Source organism: Pseudoclavibacter sp. AY1F1, from assembly GCF_002931075.1.
Lineage (GTDB): Bacteria > Actinomycetota > Actinomycetes > Actinomycetales > Microbacteriaceae > Pseudoclavibacter.
On the sequence record NZ_PSTQ01000001.1, the window covers coordinates 142,717 to 156,941 of the forward strand.

Here is a 14,225-nt window from a genome sequence, read left to right on the forward strand (position 1 = left end):
TCTGAGGATTCCTCCGATGTGACATCGCGTGACACCTGATGACGTCGTTAGTATTTCCGCAACACGAGGAGCAGACATGACCGGGCATCGCATCTACGGAACCGCGTTCGCGGACGTCTACCCGCACTACGTCACGAAGGCGGAGCGGAAGGGGCGCACAAAGGCAGAGGTCGACGAGATCATCCGCTGGCTCACCGGCTATAGCGGAACGCAGCTCGCCGGCACGCTCGAGAGCCGCGTCGACTTCGAGGCCTTCTTCGGCGACGCGCCGCTTCTGCAGCCCAACCGATCGCTCATCAAGGGAGTCGTCTGCGGTATCCGCGTGGAGGACATCGAGGAACCCCTCATGCAGGAGATCCGCTACCTCGACAAGCTCATCGACGAGCTCGCGAAGGGGAAGGCCATGGAGAAGATCCTCCGCAGCTGATTCCCCACGTCCCGGCGAGGTGCGTCTCATGCTGTCCTGCCGGTAGCGTGAAGGCGTGAGCGCCACCAGTACTCCAGGCAATCCTGCCCCCTCTTCGCGTAGCCGAGGGTCCGTTGGCGCGGGTGGGCGTCCCCTTGGGCGTATCACTGGCCTCGACCTGGCTCGGTTCCTGGCCCTCATCGGCATGATGGCCACTCACGTCTGGGTCACGAACTCGGACGGATCGACGCCGGCACTCGCCGCTTTCCTCGGTGGCAAGGCGGCAGCCCTTTTCGCGGTGCTGGCGGGCATCGGGGTCGTGCTCACGACGAGGCAGCAGCGCGAGCGGAAAGCGCACGCGGCGGCGGCCCTCAACGTGTTCGGACGCGGCCTCGCCCTCATGCTCATCGGCATGACGCTCGGTCTCGTGCCAGGCCCGATCGCCGTGATCCTCGTCTATTACGGCCTGGTGTTCTGGCTCATGGTCCCTCTCCTGCGGCTCTCGAACCTGTCGCTGCTCATGGTCGCAACGGCTTGGGCGGGCCTGTGGCCGTTCCTTTCCATGCTCCTTCGCGCGCCGCTCAACGTGAGCTCGGAGCTCGGCACGCCGAGCTGGCTCGATCTCGCACATCCGCTCGAACTGCTCCGAGGACTCTTCGTGACGGGCACGTACCCGGTGCTGACTTGGGTTGTCTATGCGATCGTCGGCATGGTGGTCGGGCGGATGCTCCTGGTCGCTCGGGAGCGCGGCACGATTCTGCCATTGAGCTTGGGTCTGGCCGGCGTTGGGGCCGTGCTCGCGCTCGTGGGGGTCGGTGTCAGCCTGCTTCTCGCGGGTCCCTTCGGTGGTCTGAGCTCGATCGGCGCTTCGACGGGTGCAGGCGAACGTGCATCCGACCTGTTCTACTCTGCGGCGTTTGGCACGTCACCGACGGAGAGCAGCTGGTTCCTGGCTTCACCGGCTCCACATTCCGGGACGACGTTCGACCTCGCGATCACGGCTGGCACGTCGCTCATCGCGATCGGTGTGTGCCTGGCGCTCTGCCTCCGAATGGGTGACGCCGCGATCCGTGTCCTCGGGCCCGCGTTGGGGGCTGGCGCGACGCCGCTCACGATCTACGCGCTGCACGTCATCGTCGCCGGCATCACCTACTCGGCTCTGGTGCACGGCGGGGGGCTGGCCAACTCGCCTGAGCTGTTCTGGCTTGTCTCGAGTGCGCCGATCTGGCTCATCCACGTGGCGGGCGCTCTCGGCATCGGTGCCGTCTTCTTCTGGTGGCAGCGCCGAGGCCCGCTCGAAGCGGCCGTGACCTGGAGCGGGCAGCGGTTCGCCGCGCTCGCCTCGCCGCGCTCGCCTCGCCGCGCCGGTAGCTAGACGCGCGCGAGGTGCGTTCTGGAAGGCAGACGGCGCCCGCCACCTCTCGGTGTGCGGGCGCCGTCCACGTCTGGCTGCGCGACTACTTGCCTGCGAGTGCAGTCTCGATCTGCGGAGCCACCTGGTCGATCGCGTACTGCACGGCAAGCGTCGTGCCGAGCGAGTAGGCCGAGGCGATGTCGCCGTCGATGACGACGGCGCGCCCGTCAGCGACGGCGGGGATCTGCTTCCACTGCGCGTCGTCGGTGATGGCCGTCGTCTCGATGAAAATCGGGAACGCGACGATCAGGTCGGCGTCGAGGAGATCGAGCTGCTCGTTGGAGACAGTTGCCGAGAACCCGGTGTCGGCGACGGGCAGCTCAGCGATCTTCGGGCTTTGCGCGAAGCCGAGGTTCTCGAGGAATGCCACACGCTCGCTGCCGTCGATGTACGCACCCCAGCCCTCGGCTGTCTTCGTAGCCGCGGTTGCTGTCTTGCCAGCCCACTCTGGGTTGGCGTCTGCGACTGCCGCAAACGCTGCGTCGACCTCGGCGAGGAGCTCGTCACCCTTCTCGGGCACACCGAGCGCGCTTGAGATGAGCTGCATCTGCTGGTCGGTTGTCGTCAGGTAGCTGTCGCCACCCTCTGGGACGCCCACGGTGGTCGTGATGGAAGAAAGGCGGTCGTAGCGGTCCTGGTCGCCCGAGCTCTTCGTGTCGAGGATGAGGTCTGGCTCGAGCGCTGCGATGGCCTCGTAGTCAGGCTCCATGGTCTCGATGATCACGGGGGCTGTGTCGTAGAGGCCCTCAGCCCACGGGCCGACACCCTCGCCTCCGAACGCGAGCCAGTCGGAGGCTCCGACCGGCTGGACACCGAGTGCAAGTGCGGTCTCGGCGTCGCCCCAGCCGAGCGCGACGATGCGCGTCGGTGCCGCATCGATCGTGATCTCACCGAACTTTGTGTCGACAACGGAAGGGAATGCCCCGTCGGCGGCGGGGGCGGCTGTCTCTTCGGCAGTGTCGCTCGTGGTCGCGGAGCATCCCGTCAGCAGGAATGCGGCGGCGGATGCGAGGGCGAGGCCCTTGGCGAGGTGTTTCATGGAGACCTTCTGTTTCAGTGGGCGGCAGTCGATGTAGGTTAGCCTAAACTCGGTTGTCGTGACGACAGAAGTGAAGGGCAAGGCACCTGGAAGCGTGGTGCGGTCCAGCGGGGGCGCGCTCCGCCGCGTGTCCGACGGTCGTCGGGTGTCGATGCTCCTGATCTCGGCCATCGTGCTCGCGCTCAGCTGCGCCGCAAGCATCGCCATCGGGTCGCGCGAAGTGCCTCTCGACCAGGTCTGGGCTGCGGTCACCGGGGGACAGGTTGATCAGGCCACGCGCACCGCGATTCTTGATCTCCGCGTGACTCGGACGATCATCGGTCTCCTCGTTGGCGCGGGGCTCGCGGTGGCTGGCGCCATCATTCAGTCCGTGACCAGGAACCCCCTCGCCGACCCGGGAATCCTCGGAGTCACCTCCGGTGCCTCGTTCGCCGTTGCCCTCGCCGTGGCGGTGCTTGGTGTCACGAACCCCCTCGGCTACGTCTGGTTCGCATTCCTTGGGGCCGCCGCGACGACCGTGCTCGTCTATTTTCTCGGCAGCGGGAAGGGCGGACCGAATCCGCTGAGACTGACGCTCGCCGGCATGGCCTTCGGTGCCGTTCTGAGCGGAATCATCGCCGCCATCAGGTTCAGCGACCCTGAGCGTTTCAACGCGCTGCTCGTGTGGGAGTCCGGCTCCTTCCAGCTGCGGACGCTCGAGACGACCTTGCCCGTCGCGCCGTTCGTAGTCGCGGGAATCGTCCTGGCCCTTGCACTCGGCCGCTCTCTCAACGCGCTCGCCCTCGGAGACGACCTTGCTCACTCGCTCGGTTCCTCCGTTGCGCGCACCAGGATTCTGTCCATAATCGCCATCACGCTGCTCGCCGGCGGCGCCACGGCGATCGCCGGCCCCATCGCGTTCGTCGGGCTCATGGTCCCGCACCTGGCTCGCGCGATGGTCGGCCAGGACCAGCGCTGGATCATGGGCCTCAGCGTGCTGCTCGGCCCCTCGCTTGTCCTCGTCGCCGACGTGCTTGGCAGGGTCGTGTTGCGCCCCGGTGAGCTCCCGGTCGGAATCGTCACCGCCTTCATCGGCGCCCCAGTGCTCGTCGCCCTGGCGCGGCGCAAGAAGGTGAGCGGACTGTGACCGGACAGGAGATCACGCAGCAAGCGGCCAGTGGTTCAGGGCCCACCAGGCAACCTGGACCGGGGAGGATCGCTCGCGAGCTGCGGCGCCGGCGCACCGTCGTCGTGACGCTCAGCCTCACCGGCGTCGCAATCGTGTTGGCCGTCATCGCGCTCGGGCTCGGCAAGTACCCGCTGTCGCCGATCGAGGTGCTCGAGGCGATCTTCCTCCCTGATGGCAGCTTCGCCACGACCGTCGTCCTCGAATGGCGGGCGCCGCGAGTCGTCGCGGCGCTCGTCTTCGGTGCCGCGCTCGCCGCCTCGGGAGCGCTCTTCCAATCGCTCACGAGGAACCCGCTCGGCTCGCCCGACGTCATCGGCTTCTCAACTGGTGCCTACACGGGCGCCGTCATCGTGATCATCGCGGGGGCGGGCACGTTTGTCGGGACGGCGCTCGGTGCCCTGGCTGGCGGCATCCTGACGGCCATCCTCGTGTACGTGCTCGCTCGCCGGGGCGGTGTCAGCAGCTTCAGGCTCATCGTCGTCGGCATCGGCGTCACCGCCTTCCTCCACGCGCTCAACACGTGGATGCTGCTCCGCGCGCAGACGGAGGTCGCGATGACGGCGTCGATCTGGGGAGCCGGATCCCTCGCACTCGCACAGTGGTCGCAGCTCCTGCCCGCCGCCATCGTCCTTGTGCTTCTCATTCCCGCGGTCGTGATGCTCGCCGGTCCGCTTCGGCAGCTTGAGCTGGGCGATGAGACCGCGAAGAGCCACGGCGTGCGCGTCGAACCGACGCGCTTCGCCGTGCTCATCGTGGGTGTCATGCTGACGGCAGTCGTCACGGCTGCGACGGGACCGATCGCCTTCATCGCTCTCTCGGCTCCGCAGCTCGCGCTGCGCCTCGAGCGGGGGCCTGGGGTGCCGATCCTGTCCTCGGCGGTGCTCGGCGGCGTGCTGCTGCTCGGGGCTGACCTCATTGCGCAGCACCTGCTCGGCGGCACCGTTCCCGTCGGGGTCGTGACCATCGTCATCGGCGGCGCGTACCTCGTCTTCCTGCTCGCGCTGCAGTCGCGGCGGTGAACTGCGGTGCGCGGCTGTGCTTGGATTGCTTCATGCTCAGCAAGCACCATGACATCGCGGTCAGGGAGTGATCTCCCGGGCTGACCGGCGCGCGCGCATCGCAGTCGCGGCCATGTTCCTCACCAACGGGGCGCTCTTTGCGAACCTGCTCCCTCGGTACCCGGGGCTGAAGGCGGAGCTGGCGCTCAGCAACGTAAAGTTCGGACTTGTCGTCGCCGCGTATCCGAGCGGGGCGCTCCTTGCCGGTCTCGCGGCAGCGGCGCTCATCCGCCGTTTCTGGTCGTCTCGCCTTGCCGTCGCTGGCACGGCGATCACGAGCGTGGCGCTCTTCGCCGCGAGCTTCGCTCCGAACGGGCTGTTGCTCGCTGCCGCGTTCGCCTTGGGAGGGGCGGCGGATGCGCTAACCGACGTCGCGCAGAACTCGCACGGGCTGCGAGTGCAGCGACGGTTCGGGCGCTCCATCATCAACGGCTTCCACGCGATCTGGTCGATCGGTGCGGTGCTCGGCGGGCTCATGGGGGCTGCGGCCGTCGCCCTGCAAGTTCCCTTGCCGTTGCATCTCGGCATCAGCGGTCTGCTCTTCTCTCTTGTCGCGATGCTCGCTTATCGGTGGATGATCCCTGGGCCAGAGCACGACGACGTCGAGGTCACGACCGCGGGTATCAGAGTTGTCAAGGCTGGTACCGCCTCGAGGGGCGGCTCGGCGAAGTACTTCGTGCTCCTGGCGCTTGTGCTCCTCACCGTGGCCGGCTCCGTCGTGGAGGATTCCGGCAGCACGTGGGCGGCGCTCTACTTGTCTGGATCCCTTGAAGCACCGCAGGCGCTCGCCGCCTTCGGGTTCATCGCGCTGGTCGGCGCGCAGTTCGTCGGCCGGATGCTCGGTGACCGGCTCGTCGACCGCTTCGGCGAGCGGAGGGTCGCGCAGGCCGGTGGCCTCATTGCGGCGCTCGGCATGGGTACTGCCTTGCTGTTCCCGAGCGTGGGAGGAACAATCGCTGGTTTCGCCGCGGCGGGACTTGGCATCGCGACGCTGGTTCCTGCAGCGTTGCACACGGCGGACGAGCTGCCTGGCTTCAAACCCGGCACAGCGATAACGCTGGTGTCATGGCTCATGCGTCTCGGCTTCCTCGCGGCGCCGCCGCTCGTCGGCCTTCTTGCCGACGAGACGTCGCTGCGAGTTGGACTCGTCGTCGTGCCGATCGCCGGAATCGTGGCGTTCCTCTGCGCGGGCGTTCTCGCCGGGCGCACGCGCCGGCACGACTCGACCTAACCCTTCGGAGGAGCTGGAATGCAGGAAACCATGGACCGCGTGTTTGAGATCGTCGCCGTTGTCGTCGAGGTGCTCGGCGCTGTCGCGATCATCATCGGCATCATCACCGCCGTGGTGCTCGCCGGACTGGCCCTCCTTCGGGGGCAGGGCGGGAAGGCCGCCATCGCGACGCTGCGCACTTCACTTGGTGCGGGCATCCTCCTCGGACTCGAGGTGCTTGTCGCGGCGGACCTCGTGCGCACGATCACCTCGAAGCCCTCACTCGAGGACGCGCTCATTCTCGGGCTCATCGTTGTCATCCGGACCGTGCTGAGCATGTCCATCCAGATCGAGATCGAGGGTGTCCTGCCTTGGCGCCGTGCCCTCACGACCAGCGGCGCGCAGGTGCTCGCCGATCAGGTCAAGGCGGCGAGCCGAGCTCCGGAGGTCGGCTCCGCGGACGTAGGGGGCGCCGCCGACCCGCGCTGACCCACCACGGAAGAAACATGAACGGACTTGGCCCGCACCTTCGCAGGTGCGGGCCATGATCGTCTGCAGGAGGGCCCTGGGCGGGAACTCAGACGCCGAGGACGGCGCGAAGCACGTGGGCGACGCGCGCCCGGTTGCTCGGAGTGTCCTGCCAGGCGAGCACTCGGCCGAGTGAATCGACCACGTGGAAACCGGCGTGCGCGACGCAGCGGGCTTCCGAAGCGGAGAACTGCGGTTTGACCGCGCGAAGCAGGCCGGCCCACTCCTCGATGTGATCGCGCTGCAGGGAGAGCAGGCGCTCGCGCTCTTCGTCTCCGAGGTTCGTCGACTCGGCGATATAGACCTGCAGCAGCTTGTGGTGCGCGAGCTGGGCCTCGACGTAGGCGTCGATGAGGCCGTCGAGGGCGGCTTCGTTGGAGTCGACCGCCGCGAACACGTCGCGCGTCACCTGCCCGAGGTACTCGGCGGCTCGCGAGCACGCGGCCGCGAGGATCCCGCTCTTGCTTTCGAAGTGACGGTACACGCCAGATGCCGTGATGCCGACCGCGCCGCCGATCTCTTCGATGCTCACGAGGTTGTAGCCGCGGGCGAAGAAGAGTTCGATAGAGCGCGCGACGATCTGCTCGCGCTTCGCCGTGGAGGGGATGCCCGTAGCCGCGGGTGCCACGTAGGCCTCGGCCTCGGGAAGGGTGACGTCGAGAGCGCGCTGTGACGCCGCTCGAAGGTAGTCCGCGGTTGCCGCCGAAATGCTCGTGCGGTGCATCGACACGCTTGCGAGCACCGCGAACGCCGCCCGACTCTGCAGGGCGCGGTCTTCGCTGCTCAGCTCGGGGTGCAGCTCCTTCAGCACGGCTGAGAAGCGACCGTAGACCTTGGCGAGGCGCTGGTCGACGGATGCGCGATCCGCCGGCTCCAGGTAACGAGACTCCCAGCGGATGATCTCGCCTGTTCCACGGCATTTGATGAGGCTGTCGAGCGTCGCCTGAATGAGCGCGCTGGACTGCTCGGACGCTGGCGCGTTCTCAGCCGCTGACGTCGCGGCGACGTGATCGGAGGCAGTCTCGACGGCATCGACGATGCCAAAAGCAGTGTGCTTGAAGAGGTCGTACTTGTTCGCGAAGTGGCGGTAGAGGGCTGGCGCGGAGATGCCAACCGAAGCCGCGACGTCACTCATGCTCACCTGGTGGTAGCCGCGCAGGGCGAATGCCTGCGTTGCAGCGGACTCGATGCGCTGCTTGCGGTCCTTGGGGCGGACGACTGGGGTGTGGGGCCACGTGGGGGGAGTGGTCATGGAGGGGGTGTTGCTCCGTTCGAAATCTGGTGCTGGTAGTGAACGAGGTCTTCGGCGTTCGGGGGTTCGCGCCTCGCCCCAGAAGGATACCCGTCTCACCAGTAGTTCTTCTCCGAACACACCTGACTTGTGGACGGTGAGTTACGTCGCCCGTGAACGTCGAATGCCACCCCGCGCAGGACGGGGTGGCATTTGTAAGCTCAGGAAGAAACGACCCGGCGGCGGCGATGCCGAACTCGAATGGCAGGGTGATGCCGAGGGCCTCGCTCTGAGCGGCTCCACTTGGGACTGACCATTCTGCGTTGATACGCAGCCAGTCCCACCTCCTACGCTCGTCCGTGGAGGAGTCGGCGGTGGCCATGATGGTGATCGTCGACGGATCGAACGTGGCCGGGTAGGTGAATTCTGCTTCGGAGACGCCTGCCGTCGCGATGCCGCCTCCGACCGTCACGGCGGTTGCTGTCAGTCTCGCCGAGAGTGGAAGTGCCGCTCGGCGTCGCGCGTCGGTTCGAGGAACGCGTCTTGCACACCGCACCCAGGTGGGTGGTCCCGTGTCAGGGGAAAACAAAACGAGTGCGACCCGAAGGTCGCACTCGTTGTGCGTGGTCAGTTCGTCAGAGGACGAGGACCGCTGAGAGCCTGTATTTAGAGCGGGCGGATGCTCTCGGCCTGGAGACCCTTGGGTCCCTGGGTCACATCGAACTCCACGCGCTGGTTCTCTTCAAGCGTGCGGAAACCCTGGACGTCGATTGCGGAGTGGTGCGCGAAGACGTCGGGCGTTCCGTCGTCCGGAGCGATGAAGCCGTAGCCCTTGTCTGCGTTGAACCACTTCACGATGCCAGTTGCCATGTTTTCTTCCTTCATTGTTATGCAGCCCGTACTTCGGGCGAGTGATCCGCAAGCGGATCTGTGCTTATTAGGCACGGTCTATTTCGCGCAGGAATGCGCTTCCGAATCTGGAGCGATTCGGATTGCCTCCCACGGCGGCGTGGAAGAGCAAAGATCAGGGGGTGGATAAGTTCTTGGGTTCGGTGCTGTCTGGGGGCAGTTCCGATTCGGATGGGGCGCGCGCTCGACCCGTGTTAACTGCGGTGCTACTGGACGGCTTCCCGACGCTCAGCGCGTGAGGTCAACGGTATCACGCTCCGGGCCCGCAAATGCAGGTGGATTCTGGCGAGAGGGTCACGCGGGGTCACGCACTGAAGACCCACCGCGAACGCGTAGGGATTCGCGCCACCCAGCGCGCCACCCAGTTTGATCGCGCGCGCGTGTTCCAGTGCCAACTCACCTGGCCTCTTGTCGGCGGTGCGAGTGACCCAGTCGACCGAGAAGTCGGCGGGAGTATCGACCGGTTGGGTGTCGCCTGAGGTGGGAATCTCGATGACCGCGTGACCGCGTGCTTCCCGAGGAAGGACATCGATGTCGAGTTGCCGACTGTGTGCTCGGAACTCGCGCACTGTGGAGTTGTGCATCGCAGGACGCTTGGCCTGCGAGATCAGGAGGTATTTGAGATAGCCCTTGAAATCGATCCGATCGGGCATGCTGTCGAAGACGGAGTCGTCCTGCGGGGGGAGGGGGAATCTGAACCACTGGTCAAACCCGAGTCCGTGAAAGCGGACGAGGTCGTCTCCTTCGAGCGTCACGCGCACTTCGTGCTCACTCACGCGCTCCCGCGCGACAAGCCGCGACCTGATCAGGCCGCTCGAGGCGTGGGTGGTGCTGATGTTGGACACGCAGGACTCCCTCTGAGTTAGGTTTACCTTAGTCGTGTGTGCCCCGCGTGGCCAGCAGGAGTCGGAACGCTCCACGGGCGCCCGCACGGCGGACCGTGCCCGGCGGGGAACGCCACCGCGTCTACGCTGGAGCGTGGGTGCGTAGCATTGAGAGCCAGCGAAGGAGTGGGTCGCATGATGGGTGAAGAGACAAACTCGCCCGTGCGCGCGCTCCGAGCAGTGAGTGCTGATCACGCTCAGGAATCCCGATCCGCCCCCCAATCCCTTCGCGTCGATCTCGAGGGCGGCAGCGTCGAGGTGCTGGTGCGTGTGTCTTCCGAGGGGCGCAAGCACGACAATCTCCTCCTCCTCGGCGAAGTACGGGCGGCGACTGCCGGGACCCTCGCCGGTCTGCTTCCCGACGCCCACGTACTGGCCCCCTCGATCTCCGACCTCGGTTGGGGTCGGAGCGCTCACAACGAGAGCGCTGCCACAGCCCGAGCCGTCGTCCAGCTCCTCGACCACTTCTCCGTCGAGCGGGCTGTCCTCGTCGGCACGGAAGCTGGAGCTGAGCTCGCCATCGCCGTCGCTGCCGCGCATCCGGATCGGGTAGGGGCCCTTGTGCTCCTGAACGGCGGGCTCGGTGAAGTCGGGCTCGGCGAAGTCGGGGACGGCGACGCGCGGGCGGCAAGCAGCGGTGCTTCCTCGCGTGATGCGCTCTCCGGGCTCAGGGTTCCCGTGGCCTTCCTGTTCGGGGGCTCGGCTGGGGAGTCGGTTGGCTACACAGCCGCGTCGGTGAATGCGATCACCGCCTGGCTGCGGCACGTCGAGGCGCAGGAGGTGGCTACCGCAGAACCCGAGGACTTCGACGCGCAGGCGCTCGCCCTCGTGGCCGACATCGTGCAGGCGCAGCTCGCATCCGTGCGGGCGCGGGCCGCGCATCCCGCAACGGGATCTCACCGCGTCATCACGCCGGCCGACGACGAAAGCTGAGCGCAGGCAGGCAGTCCCGGGACGCACGACTTGAGTGGCGTCGTATGCTGGACAGTTGCACATACGGGCTCGCCAAGCCCGAAGAGGTATTGGATGGTCTATGAGCGTCGCAGCAAGCGTCGAGCCCCGCACGAACGTGAATCCGAGAAGTTTCACCGTCCGCGAGGCCCGAGTCGAAGAATTCGAGACGGTGGGCGAGGTCACAACTCGCTCGTTCGACGCAGGAGCGCACGGCGGCAAGCCCTGGCGCGATGCTCGACGAGCGGCCGAGCGTGACGTCGCAGCGCGCAGCGAAGCAGGCTCGATTCTCGTGGCGGTCACCGAGGACGACGGTGGCACGGCCGCCAGCATCATCGGGACGACGACACTGCTGCGTGCCGGAACCGACCAGGCCCGCCTTGCTCGCGGCGACGAGGCCGAGCTGCGTTTCACCGCAGTGGTGCCGGAGGCAAGAGGCGCTGGCGTCGCTGACGCGCTGGTCCACGCGGGCCTGGAAACCGCGCGCCGTGGCGGCGCGCGCGCCGTCGTGCTCGACGTTGGGGCGTCGAACACGCAGGCGCGACGGCTCGCGGAACGCGTGGGCTTCGCCCGGGTCAAGGGGCGTGACTCGGAGGGCACCGCCGTCGGCACCGAGCTTGCCTACCGGTACGACCTGACCCAAACCGAAGGTGTGCGCGTCCGCCTCGTCAGAAACCACGAGATCGCTGCAATCGGGATGCTCACCGAGCGCGCCTATAGCAACGACTACGAGGTCACCCCGAGCTACGCAGAAGATCTGCGCGACGCGGCCAGCCGCGCGCGGAGGGACGAGGTCTGGGTAGCGGAGGACATCGCGACGGGCGCCATCCTCGGCTCCGTGTGGACCCCACGGCCCGGCGAGCGGATCTCGCAGCTCGCGAAGCAGGGCGAACTCGATTTCCGGATGCTTGCCGTGGCTCCCGAGGCCCGTGGGCGCGGAATCGGTCAGACCCTCGCGGGTCACGTCATCGCGCTCGGACGGGACAGAGGAGCGTCGCGCGTGGTCATGAACAGCGGGCCGGAGATGCTCGGCGCGCACCGCCTCTACGAGCGCCTCGGGTTTGTGCACCTCACGGAACGAGAGGGGCCGAAGGAAGTTGCCCCCGGGATCGTCGTGCACTTGTACGCGTTCGGCTACGACCTGACGGCCTCCCCGGCAGTGGAGATCTGACGCTCCTAGACTCTGTGGCACAGATCTCTCGGTTGCAGCGATGAGGAGCAGGCGATGCCAAGGTACGAGCGTTTCGATGCGGGTGACCCCTGCTGGGTGGAATTGGCGACGTCAGATCCGCGAGGGTCTGCCTCGTTCTACGCGTCCGTTCTCGGCTGGAGTCTGCAGGATATGGGGCCGGAGAGCGGCCACTACCACCTGATCACGGCCGGCCCGCTGGACGACGGCGATCAGGCGACGGTCGGCGGGCTCGGTGCCGCCGATCCTGGCCAGCGAGCCTCATGGATCGTCTACTTCAACGCGCCAGATCTCGCCGCGGCGCATAGCCGTGCGCTGGAGGCTGGGGCGACCGCCCTTGTCGGGCCGGACATTGTCATGGAGCAGGGCAGCATGGCGCTGCTTGCCGATAGACAGGGGGCGACGTTCGGTCTCTGGCAGCAGGCCGGTCGGCGAGGCTTCGACGCCTGGGGTGAGTCGGGCACAACAGCCTGGTTCGAGTTGCACACCACCGAGCTCGACGCAGCCACGGAGTTCTACGGGACGGTGAGCGGCCTCGTTCCGCACCCCATGGCAGACACCCCCGAGTTCCGATACAACCAGTTCGCCCCACAGCCAGGCGGGGTGGATGCACGTTTCGGCGCCTTCGAGCAGTCGATCGACCCGCATCCTGTAGCCGGCGGAGCGGCTCCGCACCCTGCTGCGGAATGGCTCGTGTACTTCGTCACTCCTTCCGTTGATGAGGCAACAGCAAGAGCCGTCAGCCTCGGAGCGGAAGTTCGCGGTGAGCCCGCCGATACGCCCTTCGGCAGGATGGCGAATCTCGTCGACCCATTCGGCGCGGGCTTCTGCCTGGTCGAAGCTGTCGATGAAGGCGGCAACGCGTGAACGCGGCAGTCGAGTTCGGTCCGCACGACCTCTCCGGCAGGCGCTACCTGGTGACAGGCGCATCGACCGGCCTCGGGTTCTTCACGGCCAAGAACCTGGTCTCGCGGGGTGCGGAGGTTGTCATCACGGGCCGAAGCGCGGCGAGGCTGGAGGCTGCGGCGTCCGCGACGGAAAGGCCGGACCTCGTCACGGCCCTGCCGTTCGACATCGCGGAACTTCGTCAAGTTCAGGAGGCGGCGGCGACGCTGCTCGGGCGCGATCAGCGAGAGCGGTCTGCGTTCGATGGGGTTGTGCTCAACGCTGGCGTGGTGCACCCACCGGCGGAGCGTGAGGAGACGAGCGACGGCATCGAGCGTCTCTTCGCGACCAACGTGCTCGGGCATTTCGCCCTCCTGAGCGACCTCACCGTTGGCGCCGCACTCCGGGAGGGCGCAGCGATCGTCTGGCTGGGGAGCATTGCGCCCGGCCTCACGCGAGCGCACCTGCAGGACGTCCAGCTGCGCGGCGGCTACACCTCGTGGAACGCTTACGCGCAGTCGAAGCTGGCGACGCAGGTCCTCGCCATCGAGGGGGACAGGCGAGCGCGCGCCGCAGGGGAGCACGTGCGCAGCCTCGTTGCTCACCCGGGGTATTCGACGGGCGGCCTCACACCGACCGTTCCGGGAGTGCACGAACCTTCGCTCGGCAAGCGTGCGCTCGACAGCCTCCTCGCCTTCGCCGCCCAAGGGAAAGACGCCGGTGCGCTCTGCCAGCTCCGAGCCGTCACGGATCCAGGACTCGAAGGTGGCGAGACCATCGTCCCGGCGTATCTCACACGAGGGCGCCCCGTGCTCGGCAGCTCGCACTGGCGCAGCTACGATCCCGAGCTCGGGGAGCGCCTCTGGAACTACTGCGCGTCGCTCGCGGGCACAGCGCCCGACTTCTCGGCGATGTCCGCGCGAACCTGATTCATGTCGACGTTCTCGAGTGCCTCGATGAGCTTCTCGACACCGGCTAGCGGCATGGCTCCCGGCTCGCGGTAGAGGAGCACACCGTCGCGGAACGCCATCAGCGTCGGAATCGACGTGATCTGCAGGCCGGCTGAAAGCTCCTGGTTGCTCTCCGTGTCGACCTTCGCGAACGTTATGTTCTCGTGGCGCTCGGAGGCGGCGGAGTAGATGGGGCCGAACTGGCGGCAGGGGCCGCACCATTCTGCCCAGAAGTCAACGAGCACGATTCCGTCGGTGGCGACCGTGTCCTTGAACGTCTCAGTGGTGATGTCGATGGTTGCCATGCGTCTCCTGTCTCGGGGCGTGCCGGTGTCTCACGGCGTACGGGGAGCACAACACTCCCAGCAGGCACGCTATTCCGACTCGCCTGAGCGGCGCATCC

Annotated in this window: 15 protein-coding genes; 10 read left to right on the top strand and 5 right to left on the bottom strand. The window is 67.0% G+C overall.

Annotated features, from left to right (window positions below; genetic code table 11):
* Positions 1–76 precede the first annotated feature (76 nt).
* Together C5B85_RS00705 and C5B85_RS00710 are read left to right on the top strand one after the other, a co-directional pair.
* A complete protein-coding gene (locus C5B85_RS00705; RefSeq protein WP_104284157.1) occupies positions 77–427 on the top strand; it encodes a DUF2200 domain-containing protein in 351 nt (116 codons plus the stop codon).
* A gap of 55 nt (positions 428–482) precedes the next feature.
* Complete coding sequence (locus C5B85_RS00710) at positions 483–1,781, top strand: heparan-alpha-glucosaminide N-acetyltransferase domain-containing protein (protein ID WP_146077788.1); 1,299 nt, start codon at positions 483–485, stop codon at positions 1,779–1,781.
* An 82-nt stretch (positions 1,782–1,863) separates the two neighbouring features.
* Here the strand turns inward: C5B85_RS00710 and C5B85_RS00715 are convergent, their stop codons facing one another.
* The gene (locus tag C5B85_RS00715) at positions 1,864–2,859 is read right to left on the bottom strand and encodes an ABC transporter substrate-binding protein (RefSeq protein WP_104284159.1); all 996 of its coding nucleotides are present in this window, start codon (positions 2,857–2,859) and stop codon (positions 1,864–1,866) included.
* A 58-nt stretch (positions 2,860–2,917) separates the two neighbouring features.
* Here C5B85_RS00715 and C5B85_RS00720 point away from each other — a divergent pair, with 58 nt between their 5' ends.
* The 4 genes from C5B85_RS00720 (at position 2,918) to C5B85_RS00735 (ending at position 6,784) form a co-directional block, all read left to right on the top strand.
* Positions 2,918–3,985 carry an iron ABC transporter permease gene (locus tag C5B85_RS00720; protein WP_258070528.1) on the top strand — a complete coding sequence of 356 codons (1,068 nt, stop codon included), beginning with the start codon at positions 2,918–2,920 and terminating at the stop codon, positions 3,983–3,985.
* A complete protein-coding gene (locus tag C5B85_RS00725; RefSeq protein WP_104284160.1) occupies positions 3,982–5,046 on the top strand; it encodes an iron chelate uptake ABC transporter family permease subunit in 1,065 nt (354 codons plus the stop codon). The genes C5B85_RS00720 and C5B85_RS00725 overlap by 4 nt, the downstream gene beginning before the upstream one ends.
* A gap of 112 nt (positions 5,047–5,158) precedes the next feature.
* Positions 5,159–6,316 (top strand): MFS transporter, encoded by a 1,158-nt coding sequence (locus tag C5B85_RS00730; RefSeq protein ID WP_104284749.1) that lies wholly within the window; start codon positions 5,159–5,161, stop codon positions 6,314–6,316.
* A gap of 18 nt (positions 6,317–6,334) precedes the next feature.
* Positions 6,335–6,784 (top strand): DUF1622 domain-containing protein, encoded by a 450-nt coding sequence (locus C5B85_RS00735; RefSeq protein ID WP_104284161.1) that lies wholly within the window; start codon positions 6,335–6,337, stop codon positions 6,782–6,784.
* Positions 6,785–6,872: 88 nt separating this feature from the next.
* On the opposite strand, the gene C5B85_RS00740 is transcribed toward C5B85_RS00735, so the two are convergent.
* The 3 genes from C5B85_RS00740 to C5B85_RS19055 form a co-directional block, all read right to left on the bottom strand.
* The gene (locus C5B85_RS00740) at positions 6,873–8,075 is read right to left on the bottom strand and encodes a TetR/AcrR family transcriptional regulator (RefSeq protein WP_104284162.1); all 1,203 of its coding nucleotides are present in this window, start codon (positions 8,073–8,075) and stop codon (positions 6,873–6,875) included.
* 645 nt (positions 8,076–8,720) lie between these two features.
* Positions 8,721–8,924, bottom strand: a complete 204-nt coding sequence (locus tag C5B85_RS00745; protein ID WP_068478769.1) for a cold-shock protein — start codon at positions 8,922–8,924, stop codon at positions 8,721–8,723.
* A 245-nt stretch (positions 8,925–9,169) separates the two neighbouring features.
* Positions 9,170–9,808, bottom strand: coding sequence for a siderophore-interacting protein (locus tag C5B85_RS19055; protein WP_181064213.1), 639 nt, complete (start codon positions 9,806–9,808; stop codon positions 9,170–9,172).
* A 174-nt stretch (positions 9,809–9,982) separates the two neighbouring features.
* On the opposite strand from C5B85_RS19055, the gene C5B85_RS18880 reads away from it, so the two are divergent.
* The 4 genes from C5B85_RS18880 (at position 9,983) to C5B85_RS00770 (ending at position 13,801) form a co-directional block, all read left to right on the top strand.
* Positions 9,983–10,780 (top strand): alpha/beta fold hydrolase, encoded by a 798-nt coding sequence (locus C5B85_RS18880; RefSeq protein WP_146077789.1) that lies wholly within the window; start codon positions 9,983–9,985, stop codon positions 10,778–10,780.
* Between the two features lie 100 nt (positions 10,781–10,880).
* On the top strand, positions 10,881–11,969 hold the full coding sequence (locus tag C5B85_RS00760) for a GNAT family N-acetyltransferase (RefSeq protein ID WP_104284165.1): 1,089 nt from the start codon (positions 10,881–10,883) through the stop codon (positions 11,967–11,969).
* 54 nt (positions 11,970–12,023) lie between these two features.
* Entirely contained in the window at positions 12,024–12,854 is an 831-nt protein-coding gene (locus C5B85_RS00765) for a VOC family protein (RefSeq protein WP_146077790.1), read from the top strand.
* Entirely contained in the window at positions 12,851–13,801 is a 951-nt protein-coding gene (locus C5B85_RS00770) for an SDR family NAD(P)-dependent oxidoreductase (RefSeq protein WP_104284167.1), read from the top strand. The genes C5B85_RS00765 and C5B85_RS00770 overlap by 4 nt, the downstream gene beginning before the upstream one ends.
* Here C5B85_RS00770 and C5B85_RS00775 read toward each other — a convergent pair.
* Positions 13,741–14,127, bottom strand: a complete 387-nt coding sequence (locus C5B85_RS00775) for a co-chaperone YbbN (protein ID WP_104284168.1) — start codon at positions 14,125–14,127, stop codon at positions 13,741–13,743. The two genes, C5B85_RS00770 and C5B85_RS00775, sit on opposite strands and share 61 nt — an antisense overlap.
* Positions 14,128–14,225 lie beyond the last annotated feature (98 nt).

What these genes read in the sequence shown, in the direction of transcription:
- C5B85_RS00705 (WP_104284157.1), top strand. Translation starts at nt 77, where the DNA reads ATGACCGGGCATCGCATCTACGGAACCGCGTTCGCGGACGTCTACCCG.
- C5B85_RS00715 (WP_104284159.1), bottom strand. Translation starts at nt 2,859, where the DNA reads ATGAAACACCTCGCCAAGGGCCTCGCCCTCGCATCCGCCGCCGCATTC.
- C5B85_RS00730 (WP_104284749.1), top strand. Translation starts at nt 5,159, where the DNA reads ATGTTCCTCACCAACGGGGCGCTCTTTGCGAACCTGCTCCCTCGGTAC.
- C5B85_RS00735 (WP_104284161.1), top strand. Translation starts at nt 6,335, where the DNA reads ATGCAGGAAACCATGGACCGCGTGTTTGAGATCGTCGCCGTTGTCGTC.
- C5B85_RS00740 (WP_104284162.1), bottom strand. Translation starts at nt 8,075, where the DNA reads ATGACCACTCCCCCCACGTGGCCCCACACCCCAGTCGTCCGCCCCAAG.
- C5B85_RS00745 (WP_068478769.1), bottom strand. Translation starts at nt 8,924, where the DNA reads ATGGCAACTGGCATCGTGAAGTGGTTCAACGCAGACAAGGGCTACGGC.
- C5B85_RS18880 (WP_146077789.1), top strand. Translation starts at nt 9,983, where the DNA reads ATGATGGGTGAAGAGACAAACTCGCCCGTGCGCGCGCTCCGAGCAGTG.
- C5B85_RS00760 (WP_104284165.1), top strand. Translation starts at nt 10,881, where the DNA reads ATGAGCGTCGCAGCAAGCGTCGAGCCCCGCACGAACGTGAATCCGAGA.
- C5B85_RS00765 (WP_146077790.1), top strand. Translation starts at nt 12,024, where the DNA reads ATGCCAAGGTACGAGCGTTTCGATGCGGGTGACCCCTGCTGGGTGGAA.
- C5B85_RS00775 (WP_104284168.1), bottom strand. Translation starts at nt 14,127, where the DNA reads ATGGCAACCATCGACATCACCACTGAGACGTTCAAGGACACGGTCGCC.